Annotated in this window: 17 protein-coding genes; 13 read left to right on the top strand and 4 right to left on the bottom strand. The window is 56.9% G+C overall.

The genetic code is table 11. From position 1 onward, the window contains the following. Positions 1 to 370: sulfatase/phosphatase domain-containing protein (locus VGE80_RS16995; RefSeq protein WP_440593497.1), on the top strand; the 370-nt coding region annotated here is incomplete at its 5' end. 78 nt (positions 371 to 448) lie between these two features. Further along, positions 449 to 2,446, top strand: coding sequence for a hypothetical protein (locus VGE80_RS16990; RefSeq protein WP_440593496.1), 1,998 nt, complete (start codon positions 449 to 451; stop codon positions 2,444 to 2,446). A gap of 19 nt (positions 2,447 to 2,465) precedes the next feature. Here VGE80_RS16990 and VGE80_RS16985 read toward each other — a convergent pair whose 3' ends face one another. Continuing rightward, positions 2,466 to 3,995, bottom strand: coding sequence for a hypothetical protein (locus VGE80_RS16985; RefSeq protein WP_440593495.1), 1,530 nt, complete (start codon positions 3,993 to 3,995; stop codon positions 2,466 to 2,468). 368 nt (positions 3,996 to 4,363) lie between these two features. On the opposite strand from VGE80_RS16985, the gene VGE80_RS16980 reads away from it, so the two are divergent. From VGE80_RS16980 to VGE80_RS16970, 3 genes are read left to right on the top strand one after another with little or no spacing between them, the layout of a single operon-like run. Next, positions 4,364 to 6,100: an ArnT family glycosyltransferase gene (locus VGE80_RS16980; RefSeq protein WP_440593494.1), complete on the top strand. Its 1,737-nt coding sequence runs from the start codon at positions 4,364 to 4,366 to the stop codon at positions 6,098 to 6,100. 60 nt (positions 6,101 to 6,160) lie between these two features. Continuing rightward, on the top strand, positions 6,161 to 8,116 hold the full coding sequence (asnB, locus tag VGE80_RS16975; RefSeq protein WP_440593493.1) for an asparagine synthase (glutamine-hydrolyzing): 1,956 nt from the start codon (positions 6,161 to 6,163) through the stop codon (positions 8,114 to 8,116). A 39-nt stretch (positions 8,117 to 8,155) separates the two neighbouring features. Beyond that, positions 8,156 to 8,920 (top strand): 4'-phosphopantetheinyl transferase family protein, encoded by a 765-nt coding sequence (locus VGE80_RS16970; RefSeq protein WP_440593492.1) that lies wholly within the window; start codon positions 8,156 to 8,158, stop codon positions 8,918 to 8,920. Positions 8,921 to 8,929: 9 nt separating this feature from the next. Here VGE80_RS16970 and VGE80_RS16965 read toward each other — a convergent pair whose 3' ends face one another. After that, a complete protein-coding gene (locus tag VGE80_RS16965) occupies positions 8,930 to 9,973 on the bottom strand; it encodes a hypothetical protein (RefSeq protein ID WP_440593491.1) in 1,044 nt (347 codons plus the stop codon). 166 nt (positions 9,974 to 10,139) lie between these two features. Beyond that, positions 10,140 to 11,714, bottom strand: a complete 1,575-nt coding sequence (locus VGE80_RS16960; protein ID WP_440593490.1) for an Hsp70 family protein — start codon at positions 11,712 to 11,714, stop codon at positions 10,140 to 10,142. 718 nt (positions 11,715 to 12,432) lie between these two features. On the opposite strand from VGE80_RS16960, the gene VGE80_RS16955 reads away from it, so the two are divergent. The 3 genes from VGE80_RS16955 to VGE80_RS16945 all read left to right on the top strand — a co-directional run bounded on the left by VGE80_RS16955 (position 12,433) and on the right by VGE80_RS16945 (position 17,352). Further along, the gene (locus tag VGE80_RS16955; RefSeq protein ID WP_440593489.1) at positions 12,433 to 13,182 is read left to right on the top strand and encodes a hypothetical protein; all 750 of its coding nucleotides are present in this window, start codon (positions 12,433 to 12,435) and stop codon (positions 13,180 to 13,182) included. Positions 13,183 to 13,405: 223 nt separating this feature from the next. After that, complete coding sequence (locus tag VGE80_RS16950) at positions 13,406 to 15,811, top strand: PSD1 and planctomycete cytochrome C domain-containing protein (RefSeq protein WP_440593488.1); 2,406 nt, start codon at positions 13,406 to 13,408, stop codon at positions 15,809 to 15,811. Between the two features lie 128 nt (positions 15,812 to 15,939). Then, positions 15,940 to 17,352, top strand: coding sequence for a DUF1501 domain-containing protein (locus tag VGE80_RS16945; protein WP_440593487.1), 1,413 nt, complete (start codon positions 15,940 to 15,942; stop codon positions 17,350 to 17,352). Between the two features lie 115 nt (positions 17,353 to 17,467). On the opposite strand, the gene ftsH is transcribed toward VGE80_RS16945, so the two are convergent. Further along, positions 17,468 to 19,474, bottom strand: coding sequence for an ATP-dependent zinc metalloprotease FtsH (ftsH, locus tag VGE80_RS16940; RefSeq protein WP_373650398.1), 2,007 nt, complete (start codon positions 19,472 to 19,474; stop codon positions 17,468 to 17,470). 373 nt (positions 19,475 to 19,847) lie between these two features. Here ftsH and VGE80_RS16935 point away from each other — a divergent pair, with 373 nt between their 5' ends. The 5 genes from VGE80_RS16935 to VGE80_RS16915 form a co-directional block, all read left to right on the top strand. After that, positions 19,848 to 20,723 carry a DUF58 domain-containing protein gene (locus VGE80_RS16935; protein ID WP_440593486.1) on the top strand — a complete coding sequence of 292 codons (876 nt, stop codon included), beginning with the start codon at positions 19,848 to 19,850 and terminating at the stop codon, positions 20,721 to 20,723. A 574-nt stretch (positions 20,724 to 21,297) separates the two neighbouring features. After that, a complete protein-coding gene (locus VGE80_RS16930) occupies positions 21,298 to 23,184 on the top strand; it encodes a hypothetical protein (protein WP_440593485.1) in 1,887 nt (628 codons plus the stop codon). Between the two features lie 236 nt (positions 23,185 to 23,420). After that, the gene (gene tatC / locus VGE80_RS16925; RefSeq protein WP_397571429.1) at positions 23,421 to 24,494 is read left to right on the top strand and encodes a twin-arginine translocase subunit TatC; all 1,074 of its coding nucleotides are present in this window, start codon (positions 23,421 to 23,423) and stop codon (positions 24,492 to 24,494) included. A 100-nt stretch (positions 24,495 to 24,594) separates the two neighbouring features. Continuing rightward, positions 24,595 to 25,158, top strand: a complete 564-nt coding sequence (locus VGE80_RS16920) for a DUF1802 family protein (protein WP_373650402.1) — start codon at positions 24,595 to 24,597, stop codon at positions 25,156 to 25,158. Between the two features lie 434 nt (positions 25,159 to 25,592). Further along, on the top strand, positions 25,593 to 25,929 hold a 337-nt coding region (locus VGE80_RS16915; protein ID WP_440593498.1), incomplete at its 3' end, for an alpha/beta fold hydrolase.

Raw genomic sequence — 25,929 nt, 5'->3', positions numbered from 1 at the left:
CTTGACGATGGACATCTTCCCGACGGTGCTGGACGCGGCCGGGGTCGAAGCTGTTCCGGTCGCGGAGGGAATCAGTTTTCTGCCGACTCTGGTCGGTCACGTCCAGGAGGAGACCAGGCGTGACCTGTATTTTGTTCGTCGCGAAGGAGGTCTCGCGTACGGAGGCAAGACCATTGAAGCACTGATTCGAGGCGATTGGAAGCTGATACAGGACAGTCCGTTTAAGCCATTGGAACTCTACAATCTCAAATCCGATCCGGGTGAGACCACGAATCTGACCTCGCAGGAACCGCAAGTTTATCAAGAACTTTCGACGGCGCTGCGGCGGCAGATCCAGCAGGCAGGTAGAATCCCCTGGCAAGAGCCTTGAACAACCCGATGAAAGCCGCTTCCGCCGGGCGGAGGTCATTCTCGTGGTGAAAGTTCTTTCGCGATTCAGGAGATGGAAATGTATTACCTGTGGTTGGTCCGATGTCTACTCGCCCTGATATCGGTAGGGTTTTCGAGTCCGTCGATCGCTGCACCACCGGTCGTCGAGTTTGGGCCATTAACCGAACTTCGGACTGATGAAGGACGGATTTCCTTTGGGATGATTGTCAGTGCCGACGTCGTTTCCTGGTCGAGTCCCGATTCACGCGACTTACTGATTGGCCGTTTATGGGACGGCGTCTACCTGTATCCCTCTCAGGACCTGCAGTCGTTCGGTGAGCCAATCCGGTTGTGCGATCAACTGGGGCATGTAGTTCTGATGGTTGAGCCTTGGGGCCGCAACGCCGAAGGGTACGAATTGCTGATCGGTTGCGACCGGCTGGGAAATGTTTCACTGCTGCGCAAGGCGGGGCAGTACCCCGACATTCGGCTGGAGGTCGCTCAAAAGCCCTTAATGATGTCGGACGGGTCGCCCCTCAATATTCCTTTTGTCAATCCGAAGTACCGATTGTCGTCGAATCCTGAGCAACTCTGGCCACAGGACTTCAATTACACCTATCCGACAGTTTACCGGTCTCTCGATGGTGGTGAGGGTGTGATCTTTGGCGATTGGGGCGGCGAACTCTGGTTCATGCCCCATACGGGAAACGAGGGACATGAGCCAGCTTTTGCAGGTCGTCTCTACAACAAGCGAGACGGTCGTCCGTTTGCTCGTCCCAGACATCTGCTGAAAGATGAACAGGGCGAGACGCTGCTGATGGGAACAGCGGCAGAGAATGGTATCCGTTATCCCGGTGGTGCCGCTCGTCCTGTGATGTACCGCAATGAGGTCACCGGATCGCATGGGTTGCTCGTCGTGGGGGGGATGGAGCGGAATCAGATCCACTTCCTGCAGCAGGTCAAAACCGGTGCCGAGAATGAGCCGATCTTTCAGGATCATGGCGAGGTGACGATTGAAGGGCTGCCCGACGAAGGCTATGACCCCTACAACTACCACGCGGTGCTGACGCTGGTCGAGACAGCCGGAGGGCCCGATTTACTGTTGTCTCGCGGTTGTGACATTGCGTACTACAAGCATCTGAGCAGCGAAGGCGTTAAACCCCGATTCCGGTTTGACTACTGGCTGAGTGGGAAGAACGTACCGACGCGGGGCTATAACTTCACGGAAATCCTGACCGACCATCGAGGGCGTCGGTTTCTGCTGGAAAACGACACCTTCTGGACGTTCCGTCAGATCACCACCGTACAGGGTGAGCCGAAGCTCTCATCGACTTCGTTTCCGCTTCTCGATCAGAACGGGATCTTCCTGGTCGAAGGCGAAACCGACATGCAGCACTTGGAAAAGTGGGGCTTTCATCGGGCTGCGTTGTGGAATTATGACGGCAGCGGCCAACAACATCTGATTGTGGGGACAGATAAAGGTTTGCTCTACCTGCTGCGGCTGGAAAAGGACCTGGGGGTGGACAACCGGTTTGAGTTTCGTTCGTTCGGTCCCTTGAAGGACTCCCATGGAGAAGTCATTCGCCTGCATCACCGTGTTGTCGCGGCACCCGTCGATCTGAACGGGGACGGACGGCTTGATCTGGTACTGGCCGGGGCCACCTACGGTTCCGGCGACCCACGTCCCGGCAGTGGAATCTATTGCGTCTTGAACGAGGGGGAACTCGAAGACCAATCACCTGTTCTCTCGCCCGCCCAGGTCATCGAGACGGTCGGCCATGTTCATCCCGATTTCAAGATGCACCACGGGCAGGTTCAGTCGCTGGACTTGTTTGGCACGGGCGAAAAGCTGGTGGTCGTCAGCACCCAGATTGGAGACGACTTTCGCGGATATGTCTATCGTCCCTCGAAGGATCGGATTGCTCTGGAGCACACTGGCGTCATCCTGCCTCCGATTTCGATTGAGGAGCGCCTGCTGGACTTGAAAGGGGATGGAAAGTGGCAGTACGTTCGAAGTGGTGGTGAATCACTGATTGCGAAGTATAGCACCGTCAGAATCCGAGCAAGCACGGACTGAGACCGGCACGGAGACGAGCTTAGCGGGACATCAGGATTTCTTCGGTGGCTCGTGCATCTTCGGCGTATTGCTGGTCGAGTTCGACAAAGTCGACCCCCGTCAGTTCATCCAGACTGCTGGCTCGTGTTCTCGTCCGTTCGTCACTGCTGTAAAGCTGTGACAGATGTTTGACGATGGCTTCGCGGTATCGACCGTTGTCATAGTGCATGAAGAAGCGAGCCAGTCCTGCGGCCTGCGTGTAGTTTTTGGCCAGGTCGACGGAGCTCTGGAAGTCCTGCATTCCGTAGCTGGAGAATTCTCGTAACGGAACGTAATAGCCTTTTTCCAGCAGGTTATGGCGTGCGCCGACGAAGCGGATGTATTTCGGGTCACCGAGCGAGAACGAGCCATTGCGGCTGCGGAACGACTCCATGTAGCAGGCGATGCCTTCGATGATCCAGAAGTGACTTCGCTCACTGATTGTGCGGTTGACGTTGTTGCTTTCGAAGAAAAGCTGATGGGTCGCCTCGTGGAACAGAGTTCCTTCGTTGTCATTCATCGGGTCATGATAGAAGTGGGCGACCTTGTCGCTGGTCATGTAGACCCCGTTGGTCTGGTCGATGGAAGGGAAGAACTTCCTCAGCCGATTGAGATACTCTTCGCGCGTTCGATAGAAATGGACGGTGTAGGGTTTGTCGACCCGGACAGACTTGGCCGTGCCGTCGAAGACTTTTTGAAGTTGTTCAGGCGTGTGGAAGAATCCCGCAAAGGTTTCATGGAAGACACCGTAGAAATCTTCCAGCGCCTTTCCCATTGCGACACCCTGTTCCAGGCTGACGTTGGTCTTGATCTGGTAGTGGTCCGTGCGAATTTCCCAGGCGGATGAGAAGTCACGGCGGAGTTCTTTTTCTTTTTCGGCCGAGATCCAGCGGTCTTTGAACTTGCGCTCGCCGGCGATGTATCGCTCGACGTGAGCACGGGGAAGCCAGCCGAATTCTTCATTCCAGACGTTGCCTTTAGTGACGATCTGACTGAAGGCGAAGGGAGTGACCCATTCTTTGCCGAGGCGGACAAACCCGAGGATCTTACGAACCTGGGCGTGGTCGGGATCGTGGATAGCGGCTTCGCGAACCAGGTTATAGGCATACCCGGGAAAGCCCTGATGAAGTGCGCCGCGAGACTGCTTGTAGAGGTCTTTGGCGTATTCGCTCTCCAGATTACGGAGCTGCGTCTGCCAGTACCGTTCGTCCCCGACCACTCCCGCTGGAATCTCGGGTCGGACTTCGGTGGGAAGTTTATCGACGCGCAAAGACTGCGAATCGGGAACGATGATGCGCGACCTGATCAGGTCAGCAGCTTCGGTGAGGGACTTACCGTCACAGAAGACGGCCAGCTTTTCGAGCTGCTGTGAGAATTCGCGGAATCGTTCCTGATGTCGATCCTGGATGACCTGCAACGTGGTGCGCGTTCGGGGTGATTCCGCGATGCTTTTCACCGGCGAGCTGGCGAAAAGAAAGGTGCAGAAACCGACGAGACTTACCATCCGTCCGATGTGCAGCAACAAGTTCATCTCGATTCTCAAATTCCATCAGCCGTACGACAGTCGCGCAATCATGTCCCAGCAAGCTGGTTCATTCTAGAGAACGTGGCCGAGTCCTGATAGACGAGTTGTCTGGTGCAACAGTGTGCAATCGGACAGCTTGCGCGCTGGACGAATTGGCATCGTCGATGTGATCGAAACCGGCGAGTTCAAGATCCATCCGCGAGAGATCACCGCCGCCACTCGCGGGACGGTCCGCTGGCCATGATCGCGGGCCGGAGGACATCCGGAGTGGACACCCCTGTTGTCGGAAATGGCAACTTCGATTAAAAGCCATCTATTCGAGATCTTTCTCGATGGCACATTAACGATCACGCAGACGGCGAAAGGACGCGCCGATGAAGACATTGTGGCAATGGTTTGCCGGAGAGCAGCCCGCCCAGACCGATCACCAGACCTCTCCGCTCGGTTTTGCGGGGGACGTGGGTGAAACGGCGTCGGTCACCATTCCTAATCGACTTTCGCTCAGTCGCCTGCTCGGTCTGTTTCTCTTGATCGGATTTCTTGCGCGGGCGATCCGGTACTACCTGTGCTTTCCTTTGTGGGATGATGAGAGCTTTCTCTGCGTCAATTTCATCAACCGCAGCTACGCCGAACTTTTGAATCCCCTGGACTATCATCAGGTTGCGCCAGTGCTGTTTCTGTGGGCCGAACGGGCCTGCGTGCAAATGTTTGGCTTCTCGGAATATGCACTCCGGCTGGTCCCTTTCGTCTGTTCGCTGCTCAGTCTGGTCCTGTTTCATCGGGTGGCTCAGCGGCTACTTTCAGGACCCGGTCTGTTATTCGCCGTGGCGATCTTTGCAGTGTCCTATCCCGGTATCCGTTACGGAGCCGAGGCCAAACCGTACGGCACAGACCTGTTTCTGTCGCTTGGTATCCTGGCGCTGGTCGTCGAATGGATTGAACGACGCGACCAGCGAATTCTGTGGGGTTTAGCGGCACTGATGCCACTGGCACTGGGGGCCTCGTACCCTGCGGTCTTCACCGGAGGTGGCTTGAGTCTGGTTGTGGGCAGTCTGCTGCTGGCTCAACGGGGAAGCCGGGCTGAGTGGTTGAGCTGGATGGGCTGGAATGTCTCTCTTGTATTAAGCTTTGGTGTCTGGTTCACGCTTGTGGGGAAAGTCCAAAGCGGGGCAGAAGGGGAGTTTATGGGCGAGTACTGGAAGCAGAATTTTCCCCCTGTCCGCCAGCCTCTGGAACTGCCTTACTGGATGCTGAAGACTCACGCGAGTGACTTTCTGGCCTATCCGTTAGGCGGACCGAAATGGGCCAGCTCGCTGACGTTGTGCTTGTGCCTGGCAGGGTTGTGGCGACTGGTGTCGCAGTGCCGGTCTGTCTGGCTGGGACTGCTGCTGGGGCCAGCGGGTCTTCACTTTCTCGCGGCGGCACTGCAAAAGTATCCGTACGGCGGTCATGTCAAATTTTCGCAGTACCTGGCACCCATGATCTGCTGTCTGGCAGCGGTGGGGATTGTTCAACTGCTCGACTTACGGACGCGGTGGGGTTACTCGGCAAAAACCCGGTTCGCCTGGGGGGCTGTGATTCTGGCTGTAATTGGTTTTGGCGACATCGCCCGAGACCTGGTCAGCCCGTACAAAACGCGCTCCGATGAACGGGCTCGCGCGTTCGCACAGGCCTTCTGGCCGGGGACTCACTTTGCCGAGGAAGTCGTTTGCCTGAAAAGCGACTGGGGATTGGACTTTGTCCCGGAGCAGCACCAGGAACTGAGCTGGTCGGCCCACTATTACTGCAACCGGGCCATCGAAGTCAGTCGTGGCCGCTTGCGCTCAGGCGACGAGAGCCGAGTGACGGTCGATCGACCGCTTCGCTGCGTTCTCTACCGGGAAGACCGATATGCGCTTGATCGTTCCGGACTGGAAAACTGGCTCCAGGGAATGCAGGAGCGATATGAGCTGGTCGGACGTGAAAGTGTTCCGCTTCCTCGTCGCGCCAAAGATGATCGCCGGCTGGTGACCATGGAGTACGTCGATTCCTACCGGTTTGTTCCTCGAGCCGATTCGCGTCTGTCGACGCCGCTTCCGACGGCGGACGGGCGATTGAATCCCGCGAGGTAGCCGCGTGAGATGCGTTTGTTCAACTCAATTCCTCTGGCCCGACTCAAAGATTGAGTTTCTATGTGTGGCATCGCCGGTCTCATCAGTTTGAACGACATGCCGGTGGAATCGGATTCGATTCGGCAGATGGTCGTCGCTCTCAAGCACCGTGGCCCCGACGCGCAGACGATTCATGTCGACGGGCCGGTCGCTCTGGGGCATGCCCGTCTCTCGATTATCGATCTGGCTGCAGGACATCAGCCTCTCTTTAACGAAGATCGGTCGATCGCGGTTGTCTGCAATGGCGAGATTTATAATTATCGTGAATTGCGGAGCCAGCTTGTTCAGCGGGGCCACCAGTTTCGGACGGGAAGTGACTGCGAGGTTCTGACGCATTTGTGGGAAGAACGTGGTGCCCGGATGGTCGATGAGTTGCGCGGGATGTTCGCGTTCATCCTGTTCGACCGCCGCCGGGGAATTGTATTTGGGGCTCGTGATCGGTTTGGTCAAAAGCCGCTGTTCTATGCCCGGTCTGAAAACCGAATTGCGTTTGCCTCGGAAATCAAGGGGCTGCTCGTCCTGCCCGACGTTTCTCGAGACTTGGATCAACAGGGACTCGACCAGTTTCTGTTTCACCAGTACGTTCCTCAGCCTCGCACACTGTTCGCGGGGATCAAGAAACTCGCCGCAGGAAGCTGTTTTGAAATTCAGGTCGCTCCCGACTCGCTCGAAGAGACTCCTCTGACGGCTCGCTCGCCCGGTTGGGCGGCCGGGGACCGATTCCGCGTGAGCTCTGGGCGAGACCGATTTGCCGTTCGCAGCTTCTGGCGTCCCGAGATCCAGCCGGATCGAGCAGTGTCGGATGCTGAGCACCTGGACCGAGTGGATCGGGCCGTGGCGGATGCGGTCCAGAGCCATCTTGTGGCGGACGTCCCCGTGGGCATCTTCCTGAGTGGCGGGATCGACTCAAGCCTGATCACAGCCCTGGCGGCTCGAGCCACGGGCGAACCGCTGCAGACATTCTCCGTCTCGTTCCCAGGGAGTGAACATGACGAGGCCCCTTACGCTACGGCGGTCGCGGAGCGCTTTCAGACCCGACATCACGAGATTCCCTTCCAGCCCGCTGACATGAAAGCGGTGCTGGTGTCCGCGGCGACACTCTTCGATCAACCGCTGGCGGATATGGCGGTTCTTCCCCTGATGGCGTTGAGCGAGGCGGCGTCTGAGCACGTGAAGGTGGTTTTGACGGGGGACGGTGGAGACGAACTCTTTGCCGGTTATCGCAAGTACAAGCGGATGGCGAGAATTCCCGGCCGGTACCGCTGGGTCCAGCGAGCCAGTTCGGAGCTGTTTCCCATTCCTCATCTGGCGGCTTGTCGTCCTGACCGGCTCGGTTTGCGAAAACTTCAAGCGCGGCTGGCGATGGCAGTCGCACCTGCTTGTCGCAGTCAGTACCAGCGGCAAAGCTGGGAAGGATGGGAGCGGCATTCGTTGTATCAGCCGGAACTGACAGAGAAACTGGCCGGCCGGTTTGAAGCGCTGGATGAGGTGGATCAGGCAGAAACTTCGATGCTCGACCCGCTGAATCTGGCATTGCGCCAGGATCAGGGGACTTGCCTGGCTGACCGGTTGCTGCTGAAGGGGGACTACGCGACGATGGCATCGGGACTTGAAGCACGGGCTCCGTTGCTCGATCATCTCCTTGCGGACGTAGCGGGGCGACTCCCCTTGCATTTGAAGGCGACGTCCCAGACGACGAAGGTGGCACTACGGGAGATTTCGGGGCGTTATCTTCCTGCCGATATTATCTCGCGTCGGAAGAAGGGATTCTCGATGCCACTGGACCGGTGGTTCCGCGGAGAACTGGCTCAATGGACGCGGCAATGCCTGATTGATGACTCTGTCACGCTTTCTCGCTATTTTCAGCGTCAGGCGGTGGAACGTCTGCTGGCGGAACATGCCGCGGGGAAAAACCATGCGGCCCGAATTCATACGTTGCTGACATTTGAACTTTGGTCGCGGGCCTACGCCGCATAAGATAATTCCGAACCTGTTCGCCTATTTCCGGATTCTGTGGTGTCCACTTTGGTTAACTCTGACTGGCGGCCAATTTCATTGCCCCTGGAGTTGTCAGCGGACGTGGTGCATGTCGTCCGTCTGAAACTCGATTTGCCTCCTGAGCATTGGCTTCCGTTCAGTGATGTCCTGTCCGAAGAGGAACGTCAGCGGGCAGCCCGTTTTCGCTTCGACGAGCCACGGCGGCAATTTGTGACCTGCCGGGGAACCTTGCGGAAGCTGTTGGGAAGCCTCTGCCGGATTTCACCGAACGCCATTGAATTCCAGTATGGCCCGCATGGTAAACCCGGGTTGATGGTTCGCCAGGCGGACTCGCGGATTTCCGAACTCCAGTTCAGCGTGTCGCACTCGGGGTCGTTGGGCCTGATCGCCCTTTCCGTTGGCAAGGCGGTGGGCGTCGACGTCGAAGAATTCAGTCCTGCGGTGAAGCACCATCAACTGGCCGAACGGTACTTTGCACCGCCCGAGGCGCAGGAGCTGAAGCGTCTTCCGGCGGAGCTTCAGTTATCGGGGTTCTACCGCGGATGGACGTGCAAGGAAGCTTATATCAAAGCGCTGGGGACAGGGTTGTCTCATTCGCTGAGCAGCTTTCAGGTGACGATTGATCCCGCTCGTCCCGCGTCGTTGTGCCACATCGACGGAAAGCCGCGTGAGCCCGACCGCTGGACGGCGATGGCACTGGATGTCGGCGCGCGTTACGCCGCCGCAGTGATGATCGCCGAACCAAACTGCCGCGTGCAGTGCTGGGACTGGTCTGCCACCTGACCAGCCCATTCAGTTCTTCTGTTTGACGTGTGAGTTGTAAATTAGGAATGCCAATGGCAGACCGATGATCACAGTCGAAACGTATGGGAAGTACTCCAGGAAGCGGGGGAGGAAGTGCTTGTAGACACGGTCCCACAGGACGAACGTGTCGAGCAATGCCGGTCCAGCGATTGCCCAGCACATGAAGATCATCCCCAGTTGCCTGCGCTGAGCCTTCTCTTCTTCTGAGTACTGGACGGCCTCTGGCTTACTTTTTGTTTTGACGGCTTTCTGGTCGGGGGAGGACTTTTTGCTCCCTTTGGAACCCTTGGCGGGTTCGGCGACCTCTTTGCGCATCCCCGGGGCGTAGTTGGCCGCAATCGCCTGATTGATGGACTTGCCCGAAGCGATGACCGGACGGATCGGCTTGCCGAACCGCAATCGGACTTCGTCTTCGAGTTCCGAGTCGGGTTCATCTGCACAAGCAACGACCACTGCAGTTTCGTCAATGAACAGTGGCAGACAGTTATGCCGACGAACAACGTTCTTCGGAACGGCGTCCATCGCATCATTATCCGGGACGAGGTCCGCCAGATCGACGTACGATCGACCGAGCTCGTTGGCGTAAGCTCGCGCGGCGGTCTCATGATCGACCATTTTCAACTGCACGACGGCATCGCGCAGTGAGAGTCCTGTTCGGTCAGCGTGTGCTTTTGCTTCGCGTGCCTGGTCAGAGGTGATGACCTTTTCATCCTGCAGATAGGATGTCATGGGACGACGGCCGGTTTCGTCTCGATCATCGATGACGCGTCCCAGACTGCGATCGTATTCCTGCTTCAGTTCCTCATCGGTGAGGCAGAGCATCGCCTTCGCCAGCTCATTCAGGAGCGACTGCGATTCAATGGAGTACTGTCCGGAGGCGTATTTCCGGACGTGCAGATTCAGCTTCTTGTAATTCTTCCGGATCTTGTCAGAGTCATCTTCGAACTGGACAAGTCGGAGCAGCTGGTAATTGTTTGGCGGTCGCTGGTCCTCGGGGATCCCTAACCATTCTTTGTATACGTCGATCGCCACCGGCGAACCTCCTGTAATGGTCAGCGTTCACAGGGGGGAGGGCAACACATTCTCACTGCGACAACGACACTCTGCTGACGGCATTTCAATGATCCGTCCTGTCGCTCATCCGTGAAAACGGGTCTGCCCGCCGCGTTCTCCGTGCACGATGACCCTGTGTGATGTGCTATTCGACCTGGTAGTCTCTCGCCAATTGTTCGAAGTTGTTGATCCCCTGATCGGAGAGTCCCGAACTGCGGACGATTTCGGTCTTCGCAACGCGATTCCCGGTCAGTTCCTTGGCCGAGGCATGGATTCGACCGTTGGCATCGTAACTGTAGGTGATTTCCACGGGGGAATTGGCGGGCAGATTGGGTGGCAGACCCACAATCTGGAAGTCGCCAATTTGTGTACAGGCTTCAGGATCAGTCGCATCCCCTTCCAGAATGTAGACGTGGATCGTCTTCTGGTTGGCCGAGTTGGTGACGAATCGCTGGCTGACGCTGAAGGGGATCGCCGAGTTTCTCGGGATCATGATGTGGTTGATCTTCCGAGTGCGGTCCTCTGGGCTGGAAACCTTGACTCCCAGTGAGTGCGAGTTGACGTCGGTCGTCTGGACCGATTTCAATCGCGCCGTTACGAGTTCGCTCAGACCTTCGATCCCACGATTTTCACGTGCTTCCAGAATTGCGGCATGGATGGCTGCCCCCTGGGCGACGGCTTCTTCGGGGCGAAGTTCACGCGAAGGTGTCCGTCCGCAGATCTCTGTCAGCATCGATTCGACCGACGGCATGTAGGTCGAACCACCGACGAGCACGACTTCATCGAGGATCGATGGGTCGACGCCAGCCTGCTGGAGAACGAGCTCTGTCGTATCGCGTGTACGCTGCAGCAGGTCAGACGTCATTCGCTCGAAATCTTTGCGAGTGAACTGCAGTGTCAGCGTCTTGCCGTGGAAGTAGACCGACAGCGGGACCTGATTCTTGGTACTGAGAGCCCGCTTGGCGTCTTCGCACTCAACCGTGAAGTTACGAATGGCTTCGGGGTCGGTTCGTGGGTCATCGTTAAACTTGCGGTAGAACTGTTCTGCGACGTGGTCGGTGATTCGCTTGGTCCAGTCGATCCCCCCCAGCATCACGTCGCCGTCGGTTGCCAGTACGCGGAACTGTGTCGGCGTGTAGCGAACCACCGTGACGTCGAAAGTTCCCCCCCCGAGGTCGTAAACGAGAATCGTCTTGGAATCTTGCTTGAGGTCAGCGCGACCGAGTTCACCCTTCATCCAAGCGTAAGCGAGCGTCGCGGCAGTCGGTTCGTTAATGATGTCGACGACATTCAGGCCAGCAATGCGACCCGCGTCCTGGGTGGCCTTGCGACGAACGTCGTTAAAGTAGTACGGGACGGTGATCACGGCGTTGGCGATGGGGCCGATGGACTTTTCTGCGTCCTGCTTCAGCTTCTTGAGCACCAGAGCGGAGATGAATTCGGCGGTCAGCTTCTTGTTCTGGTAAACGACAAAGTAGTCTTTATTACCCAGTTGTCGCTTGATCGCCTCGACGATGTGGTCAGGTGCTTCCTGCGAGATGCGCTCGAACGTGGGACCCACGACGACACCGTCTTCCCCCAGTAACACGACCGAAGGAGTAATGTTGCGTCCATCTGCGTTCAGCAGTGAGACCGGCTGACCATCTCTGGTGAGCTGCGCAATCGCCGAGTATGTCGTTCCCAAATCGATGCCGACTGTCTGTCCTGCAAGAAATTTCATGACTCGTCGATTCCTGAATTGAACTGGCGAAAGTGATGTGAGCGCGGACTGCGAAAACGCTAAGTGTCTCGTAGCCCTCGAAAGGGGGCGTTCTCAAGATTTTGTCTGGAGCGGTATTCTTGCCGTGCTGCCGGACTTAAATCAAGCGCCCATCCCCCTTCGAGTCTCAACGAACTGAAACCAATCGGGAGAGTGTTCGATTTTGCGTCCGTATAATCTCTGCGATCCGAAAGTTTTCGTGTTTTGCGTGCGCTCGGGGCCGCTCTGCTTCGCCTCAGCCGCTTCCTGAATCGTGACTTCCAAATGGTGCAGGGGGGGAAATGCGGCGGCGGGAGATCTTCTCTGTGAGATCTTCGCCGGCCCGTCAGTCTGCTGCACGAATTGTCACATACCTCACTCTGACAATTTTGAGATCATGTGATGATGACATCTGCGCACACGGCAGGCGGGGCGACAATGTCGTTCGAGATGACATTGCTCAATTAGTAATACGGTACCGGAATTGCTGCTTGAAATCAGATTATCTCCTGCCAGCACGTTCCCTATGAGTTAACGATTGCACCGACTGTCGGAAACGATCGGCACGCGTGACAGGTGCGCATCGGCTCTGCCAGTCGGTCGGTCAAACCATCACAGAGGTTCAGATGACGGAGAACATTCGATAACGAGAAGTCCTGAAAGGGAAGTCGGGGAATCCAATCCAAGAGGGAATCCTTTAATGACAGACTGGAACGACAGAGAGCAGATTGAGGGCAAAAATCTGACCACGGTGCTTCCAGTAGTCGCATCACCCTTCGACCTGAGGAACATCGTTGTGAGTATTGATCAGCAGAAAGCTTCAGGGCTTCAGGACTTTCGAACTCGCGTGCATACGCTGAGGCGTGAATTGTACATCGATGATTCGATCAGCGAATCTCCTGACGAAGGGTTCTATGCCCGTTACTACATCACCACGGGACTGGTTCTGGGACTCTTTGGCGCGACGATCAGCCTCTTGATTAACGTGATGGGCGCTCCGCTGGCGGGAAAGAACCCTCTTGAACTGATTCGCGTTTATCTCACATTTCCGCTCGGAGAGAAGGCGCTGCAACTGGCTGAAGGAAGTCAGAGCCTCTATGCCATCGGAGATGGCGTGATCCTGGCGATCGGGTGCCTGCTTTATCTTGTGACCGGCATGCTCTTGGGGGTGCCCTTCTTCATCGCGCTGGTGGGACTGACCGAAGGGCGATCGACCCTCTACCGGATGGTGATTGCCACAGTCCTTTCGACGCTCATTTGGGCGATCAACTTCTGGGGGATTCTGTCGTGGCTCCAACCGTTGCTGTTCGGGGGAAACTGGATCACCAATCCCCAGCTTCTGCCCACATCGGTCGCGCTGGCAACGCATCTCATCTTCGGCTGGACGATGGCCTTGCTCTATCCCTGGTCCGAATTCCAGGCATACGAGCAGGACGAGCTTCAAGTCTAACTGCGATGACTGAGGATTTGGTCTGTGGATTTACTCGCAGCGTCTTCCTTAAAGGCGGATCTACGTGCGGGAGGGTGAGCCCGGTATGCGGGATTTCACGTGCACTTGATATATCATCGAACGCGAATACGTTTGCCCTCGATCGCTGACACGGTATGCTGCTGATTGCGCCGTACAAGTACTCGCAACAGCCGGCCGACTGTTTCAACGGGAAGGGTGAAGAGTGATTGGTGTTTTGCTGAGCTTGCTGCTGGCTGCGGAAGAACCCGCGGCACTTCAGAGTCCGACTACCGAGCAGCTTCAATTCTTTGAATCGGATGTTCGGCCCGTACTGGTCGAACATTGTCAGAAATGTCACGGTCCTCAGAAGGAATGGGCCGGATTGCGCGTGGATTCACGCGAATCGCTGCTGCGAGGTGGTGACTCGGGGGCTGCGATTGTTCCCGGCGAACCCGAAAAAAGCCTGCTGATTCGGGCAATTCGCCACGACGATCCCGATCTCAAGATGCCAGAAGATGGAAAGCTGACCGACCGCCAGATTGCAAACCTGGTGCGGTGGGTCGAAATGGGGGCTCCGTTCCCGACATCGCAGCCGGCCAATGTAAGAACTCGCAACAAGGATCACTGGGCCTTTCAACCACTTGTCCCGGCTATTGTTACTGAAATTCAGAACAAAGATGCTGCCGAGGCCCCCGTCGATCCGTTTATTCTCGCGCGCCTGGAAGCTCTCTCATTGCCGCCAGCGGCGCTCGCGGACAGGAACACGTTGATTCGACGAGTCACCTATGACCTGATCGGACTTCCTCCGACGCCCGAAGAGATTGCATCCTACGTGTCGGATGACCGACCCGATGCGCTGGAACGGGTCGTCGATCGACTGCTTGCGTCACCAGCGTACGGAGAACGTTGGGGACGGCACTGGCTCGACGTGGCGCGCTACGCGGATTCCAACGGACTGGATGAAAACATTGCGCATGGCAATGCGTGGAAGTACCGCGACTATGTCATCGATTCCTTCAATCGTGACAAACCACTCGATCGCTTCATCGTCGAGCAGCTTGCCGGTGATCTGCTTTCCGCGGGGGACGAAACCCAACGGCATGAGCAGCTGATTGCCACGGGTTTGATTTCGATCGGACCGAAGGTTCTGGCGGAAGTGAATGAAGCGAAGATGCGGATGGATATCATCGATGAGCAGATCGATACTGTCGGTCGTGTTTTTCTGGGACTGACACTCGGCTGCGCACGCTGCCACGACCATAAGTTTGATCCCATCGACACGGCGGACTACTACGGTCTGGCGGGGATTTTCAAAAGCACGCGGACGATGGAGACCTATACCAAGGTTGCCAAGTGGCACGAGCACCTGCTTCCTTCGGCGGCGGCAACGCAGATGCAGGCGACGTACGATGCCGATCTGGCACTGCGGAAAAAAGCGGTCGAAGAGTTCGTCGCAAAAACCAATCTGCAGGTCCGCGAGACGCTCGACCCTCAGGCGACACCTCCGGAAAGTCTGGAGTCACTCTATCCCGAAGCGGCTGCAGCCGAGCTGAAGAAACTGCGGGAAGAGCTCGCCGCCCTGGAAAAATCCCCTCCCGAATTGCCGTCAGCCATGGGAGTGACTGAGGATCAAGTCACTGACGTGGCGATCCAGATTCGAGGTAATCCATTGAAGTTGGGAGAGGTCGTTCCTCGAAGGACGCCTCCCGTGATCCGCAGTTCACGCTCCCCCGAATTCGCGGCGACCGAAAGTGGTCGGCGACAACTGGCAGACTGGCTCATCGAACCTTCGCACCCACTGACTTCGCGAGTCATTGTCAATCGGATTTGGCGATGGCACTTCGGTCAGGGGCTCGTTCGGACCACCGACAACTTTGGGTTGCTGGGTGAGGTCCCCTCGCATCCCGAGTTGCTCGACTGGGTGGCTCAGCGGTTCGTTGCGGATGGGTGGTCACAAAAGAAGCTGCATCGACTGTTGCTCAGTTCCAGCACCTACCGGCGCAGCAGCCTTCCCTCGGAGCAACTCGTCGCACACGATCCCGAGAATCGACTCCTGGGTCGAGCTTCCCTTCGGCGACTGGATGCAGAGGAAATCCGTGATTCGTTACTCAGTGTCAGCGGACAACTCGACACGATGATGGGAGGGTCCCTGCTGAAAGTGAAGAATCGGGGATATCTCTTCGACCACACCTCGATCGACCTGTCCGACTATTCCAGTCGCCGTCGATCTCTTTATCTGCCGGTGATCCGAAACAATGTGTATGACGTGTTTCAATTACTGAATTTCCCGGACCCTGCGGTTCCCACGGGGGATCGAACAACAACCACCGTTGCTCCACAGGCACTGCTGATGATGAACAGTGATCTGGTGATGCAGTCCGCGGAACAGTTCGCAGCACAGGTCCTCGCGATGGCAGACGACAACAACAGTCGAATCGACCGCTTGTATGCAGCGGCTTACGCCCGCAGTCCAGCGGCGGAAGAACGCCGGGACAGTCTGGATTTTCTGAGCAGGGTCAAGGCAAGCCTGGAGCAACCCGATTCGGCAGAGGCCGAGCGAGACCTGAAGGCTTGGGGAATCTTGTGTCACACGATGCTGGCCTCAAATGAATTTATTTATCTGAAGTAGGTGACTCGGTCGGGGTGGACCCTGATCGAACCCGCCCGTAGTAAGTCGGACGAGTGCCGCCGCTGTCTCCGGCACTGCGAGAAAAGATGCTGGGATCGGTTTTACGGAATTCGCAGTAAGGATTTTCGATGTTTCCTCTGGCGATGACTCGACGACAGGTACTCAAAAACTCTGCTGCGGGCTTTGGCTCGATGGCTCTGGCGGCGCTGCTTAACGAGACCGCTCGCGGGGAGACCAATTCGGCAAATCCGCTGGCTCCTCGTCCGCCGCACCTTCCTGCACGGGCCAAACGAGTCATCTTTCTCTTCATGAGCGGCGGGCCGTCGCAGGTCGATACCTTTGACTACAAACCGCTGCTGACTCGAGACGACGGTAAGCCGATTCCCTTCGAAAAACCAAAGGTCCAGTTCAATTCCACCGGCAATCTGCTGAAGTCACCTTGGCAATTCAAGCAGTATGGCGAGAGCGGTGGCTGGGTCAGCGAGTTGTTCCCCAAGCTGGCCGAACGAATCGACGATTTGTGCATGATTCATTCGATCCATGGATCGAACCCCGCACACGGCGGCGCGGTGATGAAGATCCATACCGGAAGCGACAACTTCGTTCGCCCCAGCATCGGGTCCTGGGTCAGCTATGGACTGGGGACGGAGAACGCGAATCTTCCCTCGTTCGTGACCATTTGCCCCACGCTGGCCTTCGGCGGGATTAATAACTGGAGCTCTGCATTCCTTCCCGGTGTTTACCAGGGGACGCCGCTGGGAGATGCCAGCATCCCGTCCGAGAAGGCCAAGGTGAAGTACATCGAGAATTCGCGTTTACCACGTGAGATTCAGCGGCTGCAGCTTGACCGCCTGTATCAACTCAACTCGCAGCATCGTCAGAACGCGGGGCCGGAAGCGGCACTGGAAGCGAGGATCAATTCGTTTGAACTGGCATTCCGAATGCAGTCAGAACTTCCCAAAGTCGAGGATCTGTCTGGCGAATCAGAGGCGACTCAGAAGCTGTATGGCCTCGACAACCCCGTAACGGCCAATTTCGGCCGGATGTGTCTCATGGCCCGTCGCTTTGCGGAGTCGGGGGTGCGCTTCATCCAGGTCACTCATAATGACAGCAAAGTGCAGTGGGATCAGCATTCTGATCTGAAGAATGGGCATGAGAAGAACGCGCGAGAAGTTGATTTGCCGATCGCGGGTTTGTTGTACGACCTCAAAGAGCGGGGCTTGCTGGACGACACGCTGATCTGGTGGGGCGGCGAGTTTGGACGAACTCCAACAGCCGAAGGGCCTGACGGCCGTGATCATAATCCGGAAGGATTCACCATGTGGCTGGCCGGGGGGGGCGTCAAAGGGGGGCTGCACTACGGCAGCACGGACGACTATGGCTACTTCGCCGCACAGAACAAAGTGCACGTCCACGACCTGCACGCCACCATCCTGCACCTGCTGGGGCTGGACCACGAACGACTGACTTATCGCTACTCAGGCCGTGACTTCCGCCTGACGGACGTTGAAGGGAACGTCGTCAAAGAACTGTTCAGTTGAGACTGGAAATCAATCGAGGCCCATCCGTTTCAGGGGATGGGCCTCGATCAAGCCGCTTCCGTCACAACTGGTGCGATGCGATACGTGTAACCACACCCACAAACCGAGCGACGCATCAGCCCGACTGAGCCACATCGTCCTGGCCACTTTGCTCGTCGGCAGGACGAAGTGGGGGTGGCGCTGGATGGACGAAAGTTCCCGGTTTCAGTTGCGGACCCGTCTTGTACTGGTCGAGGATTGCTTCCAGTTGCGGCTGGTCAATGACCTCTTTTTCGAGCAGTTCGCGTGTGATGTGCTCCATCACGGTGCGTCGCGAGACGAGAATTTCATGAGCTGTTTCGTAGGCTGCGTCGATGATGCGACGGACTTCCAGGTCGATCTCGCGGATGGTCTCTCCGCTATGGGAATAATCGGCCGGGGCAGAACTCCCACTCAGGAAGGGATTGCTGCGTGATTCGCTGTAATGGACGCGCCCCAGTTTTTCGCTCATTCCGAATTCGGTGATCATGCGGCGCGCCAGATCCGTGGCACGCTGCAGATCGTTCGAGGCGCCGGTTGAGTTCTCGTGGTAGACGATCTCTTCGGCAGCAATTCCGCCGAGCAGAACGCAGATGCGGTTTTGCAGTTCCGTCCGTGTGATCAACTGGCGGTCGTCTTCCGGTCGCTGCAGGGTATACCCCAGCGCACCAAGTCCGCGCGGAATAATCGAAACCTTGTGAACGGGATCGACATTGGGCAGCGAGCAGGCGACCAGTGCATGGCCCACTTCGTGCCAGGCGACTCGCTGTTTGACTTCTTCGGGCATGACGCGGGCAGTTTTTTCGAGCCCCGCGACGACGCGATCGAACCCTTCGTCGAACTCAACCGTGGTGACAGATGTCTTGTTCTTACGAGCGGCCAGAAGCGCGGCTTCATTCACGAGGTTCGCCAGATCCGCACCGACGAATCCCGCGGTCAGTTTGGCCAGATGCTTGAGGTTAACGCCGTCATCCATTTTCACTTTGGCAGCGTGAACTTTGAGAATTGCTTCCCGTCCACGGATGTCGGGGCGATCGACCAGAATATGTCGATCGAAACGACCGGGGCGCATCAGTGCCGGATCCAGTGTCTCCGGTCGGTTCGTCGCCCCGAGGACAATCACGCTCTGATCAGATCCGAACCCGTCCATCTCGACGAGCAGGGCATTGAGGGTCTGGTCCCGCTCCTCGCCGCCACCGGGGGCACCGTGACTGCGGACCTTGCCGATGGCATCGAGTTCGTCGATGAAGATAATGGCGGGTGATCTCTGGCCAGCCTGCTGGAACATGTCCCGCACGCGTGCGGCCCCCACACCGACGAACAGTTCCACGAAGTCGGACCCGGACAAACCGTAGAAGGGAACCCCCGCTTCACCGGCGACTGCTTTCGCCAGCAGCGTCTTTCCAGTTCCAGGAGGTCCAACCAGCAGCACCCCGCGTGGGATCCGTCCACCCAGTGCCTGATAGCGTCCGGGATTTCGCAGGAAATCGACGATTTCCCGCAGTTCTTCCACGGCTTCATCAATCCCGGCAACATCGCTGAAGGTAATGCCGATTTCTTCCTGGGCGAAGAGCTTCCCGCGACTACGGCCGAAGGCGATAGCGGAACCGGGCCCGCCAATCCGTCGAAAGACGAGCCAGACACAGAGCAGACAGACGCCGGTGAACAACGCCAGATAGCCAAGATCCCGGTAGGGGGAAGGGGGATCGTCGTAGCCCCAGTCAGTAATGTTGGACTCTCTCAGCAGATCGTCGAGGCGGGCTTTCTCGGCGTCGCTCATACTTCCGACCGAGACGGAGTATTGCTGCGGGCCGTGTTTCGGATTGGGTGAAGATTTGGGCAGATCCTGAAATGTGATCGTGCTGTGTCCGCGACGCAGTTCGAAGACGTTGCCAGCGTGGAGGGTGCGGTCTTCCAGGCGTTTGACGAATTCGCTGTACGTCAGGGACTTCCCCCGCCAGCGAGACGAGAAACTGAATAGCACCGCACCAATCACGGCCAGAATCATCAGAAACCAGAACAGGTTACTGGAATTGCCCTTATCGGGACGCTTGCCAGATGGCTCGGGAAGATCGGTCGGGCGTTTCGGTTCGGGTTTAGACATAAGAGACGCAACATCCTGACTGTCAGGCGACAAGCGCGATTCACGGACTGAGCGCAAAAAATGACTGTGGCAGTTACGCCACAGCGAAACCAATTAACTTTAGGTCGACTGCAAGGAGCGGTCAACTCCCGCGACGGCGCGCCAGGTGGTTCCGAGAGGATGCCACGCCAAGAGGAGGACGACCGATCGGGAGGTGGGGAATTGAGCGAGATGCTCGAGTCAGGGGAGCGTGACTTCCCTCCTCACTTCAGTAATGTCATACTGTCTGAAACGAAACTTGGGGTCAGCTGACAAAGATGCCCTTGTTTACCGTTTGTGAGCGTCTGAATCGTGTCAGATCGATTCGAGCCCTGATGGGTAGCTGGAGAAACGAATGCTCTTCGACGGAGATTTTCTCAAAAAGCTCGAATATCTGTCGCTGATCTCGCGGCGCGTCTTCCGAGGTTCTGTGCTGGCCCAGCGGCGGACGAAACAGATGGGGGGCGGGATCGAATTTGCCGACCATCGCGAATATGCGGCTGGAGACGACTTTCGCCACCTCGACTGGAATGTCTACGCGCGACACGGTGATTTGCTGTTGAAGCGCTTTCAGGAAGAAGAAGATCTGCACGTCTATTTCCTGCTGGATTGCTCGCGCAGTATGGGCTTTGGTTCGCCAGCCAAGTTTGATCTGGCACGTCAGGTGACTGCGGCACTCGCTTACATTGCACTGGCGGATCTTGATCGCGTATCGGTCGTCGCTTACTCGCAGGAGATCATCGCCGATTTTCCATTGACGCGAGGCAAGGACCGGATTCTGTCCCTGCTGAAATTTCTCGAAAATCTGACTCCTCAGGGTTCAGATACCAACCTGGGGCGAGTTGTTAACGGCTTCGTGATGCGGCCGCAACGACGAGGGCTGGCGATCGTGGTCAGTGATCTGTTCGATCCTTCTGGCTACGAACGAGGTCTGGATCTTCTGCGTCACCGGACCTATGAGCCGCATATCATTCAGATTCATGATCCTACGGAAGCGCGTCCCAGCCTGCTGGGTGAAATTGAACTGGTGGATATCGAAACCGAAACGCTGCGGAAGGTCACGATCACCGAACGGGCGTTGCGTGACTACCGCCGCGCATTTGATGATTTTCAGGCTTCGATTGCCGCCTACGGAAAAAGGTATGGACTCGGCTGTACCCAAACCACAAATGAAGTCGACTTCGAAGATCTCGTACTGCGAATGATGCGCACCGCCGGGGCGCTGAATTAAGGGACTGCGTTAAACCGAGACCGCATTTTCTCGTGGACTTTTCGCGGGTCACTCGCCAGGCCAGGCAAGCGGAAGGAGACCGGGAAACGAACCGCTGACCGACTGCGGTGATTTCCCACAGTCGCCGGGGCTCTTTCCCAAGTAATCAGATTTCGGGATAGACATTGATTCAATGCAATTGTGAAACGCGGGGAACTGGTTGGTTTGGGGCCAGCCCAGGATTCCCGTCGTTACGTTACTCAGGGTCCGAACCCAATCATGCGGGATCCTTTGGAACACCGAATTTGCTGACTTGAATTCTCTTTCGGGTGGAGTACCTTCTGGCGAATCTGTCCTGCGGGCTGGCAACACATTCTGCCGTGCGGAGTGACGAAGATTCCGGTGGCCTGCTTGTCTCCGTTCGGTGTGTTCTGGTTGGACGATTGGTTACGATATAATCCTGTGCACTCTTTACTGACGGGACTTGGGCGAGACGGGTACCCAGTCGCCCGAAGTCAGTTGATGGGTCGTCAGGTCGTTCCAGGGGCAGTACGACTATTGCGCGTTTACTAAAGTTTAAGAAGGCCGCTGACCAATGCCTGTTAAGGTGAAGTGTCCCAGTTGCGAAAAAGTCCTCTCGGTTCCCGATGCGGCACGCGGAAAGGCCGTCAAGTGTCCGCAGTGCGAATCGCGAATCGCAGTTCCTCGCGACGAGGACAAAGGGGATTCCAGCGTCAGGACATCACGCTCGGCAGCGGCCAAATCCAAAGTAAAAAAGCCTGCGAAGGCTCTGGACAGTGAAGCGGCACTGGCGACGTTTGACATGCGTCGGGCCGAAGATACGGAAGCACGCATTTGTTCCAAATGCGGCTTCGACATGCAGTATCAGGACGAAGATGACAACGAGTGCCCCCAGTGCGGCTACGATTCCAGCGCAGGGGGCCTGGGTGCCAAGGCCCGGAAAAAGCAGTTAAAGGGACCCGATCCAGCGGACTTCTATCCGGGACTCGTTAAAGAGGCCTGGAAGTTCGTCGGGAAGAACCAGCTTCTCGCCTGGCGTACCGTGATGTACACGCTGGTCTGCTTGTGGATTGCGCTGGGGTGCGCATTCATGTACCTGTGGGTCTCGATGTGGCCACCCCGCATGTTTCTGGCCCTCTGCTTTACCGTCAGCTTTCTGGTGATCCCCGGCTGGATGTGGTTCCTGGACACGGAAGTCATCAAGCTGACGCTGGAACGCAAAGACAAATTCAAGAAGTTAAACTTTGATTTCTTTCTTGCCAGTGCGATGGGCGCCGCATTTGTCTTCTGGTGTCTCGTCGTGCTGATCCCGGTGCTTGCCATTCCTGCAGGCATTGGATACGCGCTGGTCAATTACAGCGGAATGCCAGATTATGTGATGGCAGTCTGTCTGGGACTGGGTGCCATTCCCGCGATCTGGATGCTGCCGGTTGTCATGTCGCACATGACGATGCCGGTCCAGTACAAGGGCTGGATGGTGTGGAAAGTGATACCGATGTGTGCGAGGAATATCGCACCCCTGTCGTTCTGGATGCTCTGGTTCCTGATCACCAATGTGGTCAACATTGGTGGAGTGGTCGCGATCAGCACTGTCTACGGCCAGGAGATTGCCTCGCTCGTACGGACGATGGAGTTCAACGCTGATGTTCGACGGCAGGAATTTGCGCGGATTCAGAACCCCAACACGAAAAAGAAGGGTGAAGTCGCCCCGACGCTCGAAAAACTGCCGGATCTTCAGCCGGTGAATTTTCAGCCGCTGATTATTCCCGCTGTCATCTTGAGTCTGATGAGTGTGGTCAACGGTTTCACGTCGCTGTTCAACATGCGGACGAACGGCCAGTTCACCTACTACCACAAGAACTCGCTGGAACTGATCGACAAGCTGAAAGAGTACAAGTACAAGGCGAAACAGAAAGTTGACGAGGACGAGGATGAGAAGCCCAAGACCGCAGTACAACATCTGGTTGATGCAGCGGTCTTGAACCTGGTGTTCTGTCTGCTCGGTCTGGTGGGGGGGATGCTGTACGGTTCCTTGACGGAGGCTGGCGTTCCGAAAGGAATCATGACAGGCCTGTGGATGGGTGTCTCTTTTGCCGGCATTGCCGTGTGGATTAACTTTGTGAAAGAGGGATTTGCGGACAGCCCGGTGTGGGGAATTCTCAATCTGCTGTTCCATCCCATTTCCGGCCTGATTTTTGTGTCTAAGAACTGGGAGTATCGGCAGGGGCTCTTCTTCCAATGGCTGGTGAATCTACTCGTCTACATCCCGGTGTTTATTGGGGCCATTGCGTTTGAGGCGGTGGCAATTATGAAGTCTGGCGATGCGGGATCATCGGGGGCTGCTCCGCAGATGATGCAGCCGGGCCAGATGATGCCACCCGGTCAAATGATGCCGCCAGGGCAGATGGGACCTGGTGGTATGCCGGGGCCGATGCCGGGGGGACCTGCTGCAGGCCAGTAAATTCGGACGCTGGTTCGTTCCGCTGGACATAGTGCCTCATTCGCGTAGAATAGCCGTCACACCGCTCTCCTGCCCGGCTCTCTCGCCGGTCGATTCGAGTGGACACCGTCAGCGTTCGCCACCAACTGTGTGGAGCAGGAACGAACGGCCTGGTTCCTCGAATGATTCTGCGGACACACACCGGATACGGTCGCGTGTCCTCTTGAATAACTGCTGCTGAAGAGAGAGTGACATCGATGGCGACAAACAAAGACCTGTTCGACGATTCGACGATGACCTTCGGCGAGCACCTTGAGGTGTTGCGCTTCCACTTGATCCGCGCCCTGCTCGGGCTGATGATCTCGGTGGTCTTCTCGCTGGTTTTTGGTGAGCAGCTTGTCCGACTGGTCCGCCAGCCGATCGATGCCGCGCTGCGTCGTGCCAACGTGATTTCAGCCGTTCAGGACGACATCAAAGGTTACAGTTTTTGGGGTGGCATGTGGGCGTCCGTGAAAGGCCAGGTTGTCGCCCCTTCTGTTCGCGAAGAAGATAAGGAAGCCCTCAAGGTTCTCACAGAAGATGAGAAACGCGAGGTCAATATTGAAGTTTCTGCCTACGACCTGATTTCGCAGCTCCATCAGGCCTCGCCCGAGAGTTTTCCCGAACCTGCAGAAACTCTGAAAGAGAAGTCGCTGGTCCTTCCGGCCCGGTCGGAAGCCTTCCGTCAATTCCGCCGGTCGGCGGAAAAGGTCGATCGCCCTGTCACCCTGAATGTGCAAGAGGCTTTCATGACCTACATGAAAGTTTCATTCATTGCGGGCCTGGTGATTGCCAGTCCCTGGATGTTCTACCAGCTGTGGTTGTTCGTCGCGGCAGGGTTGTATCCGCACGAACGAAAGTATGTGCATACCTACCTGCCCATGAGCATCCTGCTGTTTCTGGGAGGAGTCGTCTTCTGCTTCTCGAATGTTCTGCCACTCGTCCTCGACTTCCTGCTGAGTTACAACGCGAATCTGGAACTGACGGCCCAGATTCGAATTTCTGAATGGATCAGTTTCGCCGTCATGCTGCCGTTAATGTTCGGGATCAGTTTTCAGCTTCCGCTGGTGATGTTGTTCCTGACCAAGATCAACATCTTCACGGTAGACCATTACCTCGGGCAGTGGCGACTGGCTGTGCTGGCGATCGCGATCATTTCGATGGTGCTGACCCCGACACCCGATCCGATGACCATGCTCATGATGATGACCCCGCTGCTGGTGCTCTACGGGCTGGGCATCGCCCTGTGCAAGTGGTCGACCCCCAGTTCCCCGCTGGGTGAGCCTGCCTGAGGTCCCCTGACCTTCGCCGACGACACCGGGGATGTCAGACCAGTGCCGTGAAGCCCGTGGTGGCGACCTTGTGCGTTCGCGGGAGAAATGAGACGCAACGATGGATTCCGCCAATCGATTTGCTTTTAAGGAGTGGGCCGTCGTCTGTGAGGCGCTCGCGACGGGACGGCAGAGTCTGATTCTCCGCAAAGGAGGCATCCACGAAGGCCGCGAGGGCTTTCGTGTGGCGCATCGGGAATTCTGGTTGTTCCCCACCGGGTTTCACCAGCAACCCGGCTCGGTCGTGGTCGACGCACAGCCACTGCTTGAGAAGGTCCTGGGCGAAGAACCACCATCAGACCAGGTTCATGTGCGGCACTACGCCGAAGTCGAACAGGTCATTTCGATTCAGGATGAGTCAAAACTCGGACTGCTCCGTCCGTGGCACATCTGGTCGGACGAGACGGTTTCCCAGCGGTTCCATTACAAGTCGCCGGGTCTGTTCGCGATGCTGGTCCGCGTCCATCAGCTTCCCGCCGCCAAAGTGCTCGCCACGTCGTCTCATTTCGCGGGATGTCGGAGCTGGGTCGATTTTCCGGACGAGCTTCCCACGACCGGGCTGACTCCGGTTCTCAGTGAAGAAATCCATGCTGACCGAGTGCGAAAATGGAACCTGTTGTTCTGACCGAGACACCAGAAAAGGATCCGGAGCGTCACGTCAATTGGGACCCGCTATCCTGCGGGGAGCGTCGTCGACGGGCCAGCGGGTCAAGGTTCGCCCTGCGTCCCGAATGCGGGTGGAATCCCTTCAGTGACTGGAACTATTCGCGTTCGGACGCGATTATCTCTGGTTCGCATGATGTCGGAATCAGGCAGACGAGTGACTCGGAAGGCCATTCTGAATCGATCGACGGACCAGGACACAGGGAGGGGCACACGCTGCAGTGGCTCGCGGCCGTTTCTCATTCTGTACCTGACACAGGCGATCCAGAATTCAGAAACTGATCCTGAAATCGTGCGTTCAATTTCATCGACATACTTTCATCAGATAACGGCGGCAACGTGGCTTTTCCTGGTTATGACTTCGCACCGCACTTCACCGAGATCGATGGTCTGCGAATGCACTACGTGGACGAGGGCCAGGGCGAAACGGTCGTCATGCTGCATGGAAACCCAAACTGGTCTTACTACTACCGGAACCTCGTTCATCGCTTGAAAGACCGGTATCGGTGTCTGGTCCCTGACCATATTGGCTGCGGATTATCCGATAAACCGGGTGATGACCGTTACCCATTCTCGCTCGAACGGCGTGTGTCGGACCTTAAGGCCTGGCTAAACCATTGTGGTGCGACCGAAAATCTGACGCTGGTCGTACACGACTGGGGGGGGATGATCGGGATGGCTTTCGCCACCGAGTTCCCCGAACGAATCAAGCGACTGGTCCTGTTGAATACGG

Source organism: Schlesneria sp. (assembly GCF_036405755.1).
In the GTDB taxonomy this organism is placed as follows: domain Bacteria; phylum Planctomycetota; class Planctomycetia; order Planctomycetales; family Planctomycetaceae; genus Schlesneria; species Schlesneria sphaerica.
This window is presented reverse-complemented; position numbering and strand designations above follow the sequence as displayed.

Bases quoted from the DNA above. Each gene is read 5' to 3' on its own strand.
- VGE80_RS16990 (WP_440593496.1), top strand. From the start codon at position 449: ATGTATTACCTGTGGTTGGTCCGATGTCTACTCGCCCTGATATCGGTA.
- VGE80_RS16985 (WP_440593495.1), bottom strand. From the start codon at position 3,995: ATGAACTTGTTGCTGCACATCGGACGGATGGTAAGTCTCGTCGGTTTC.
- VGE80_RS16980 (WP_440593494.1), top strand. From the start codon at position 4,364: ATGAAGACATTGTGGCAATGGTTTGCCGGAGAGCAGCCCGCCCAGACC.
- asnB (WP_440593493.1), top strand. From the start codon at position 6,161: ATGTGTGGCATCGCCGGTCTCATCAGTTTGAACGACATGCCGGTGGAA.
- VGE80_RS16960 (WP_440593490.1), bottom strand. From the start codon at position 11,714: ATGAAATTTCTTGCAGGACAGACAGTCGGCATCGATTTGGGAACGACA.
- VGE80_RS16955 (WP_440593489.1), top strand. From the start codon at position 12,433: ATGACAGACTGGAACGACAGAGAGCAGATTGAGGGCAAAAATCTGACC.
- VGE80_RS16945 (WP_440593487.1), top strand. From the start codon at position 15,940: ATGTTTCCTCTGGCGATGACTCGACGACAGGTACTCAAAAACTCTGCT.
- ftsH (WP_373650398.1), bottom strand. From the start codon at position 19,474: ATGTCTAAACCCGAACCGAAACGCCCGACCGATCTTCCCGAGCCATCT.
- VGE80_RS16935 (WP_440593486.1), top strand. From the start codon at position 19,848: ATGCTCTTCGACGGAGATTTTCTCAAAAAGCTCGAATATCTGTCGCTG.
- VGE80_RS16930 (WP_440593485.1), top strand. From the start codon at position 21,298: ATGCCTGTTAAGGTGAAGTGTCCCAGTTGCGAAAAAGTCCTCTCGGTT.
- tatC (WP_397571429.1), top strand. From the start codon at position 23,421: ATGGCGACAAACAAAGACCTGTTCGACGATTCGACGATGACCTTCGGC.
- VGE80_RS16920 (WP_373650402.1), top strand. From the start codon at position 24,595: ATGGATTCCGCCAATCGATTTGCTTTTAAGGAGTGGGCCGTCGTCTGT.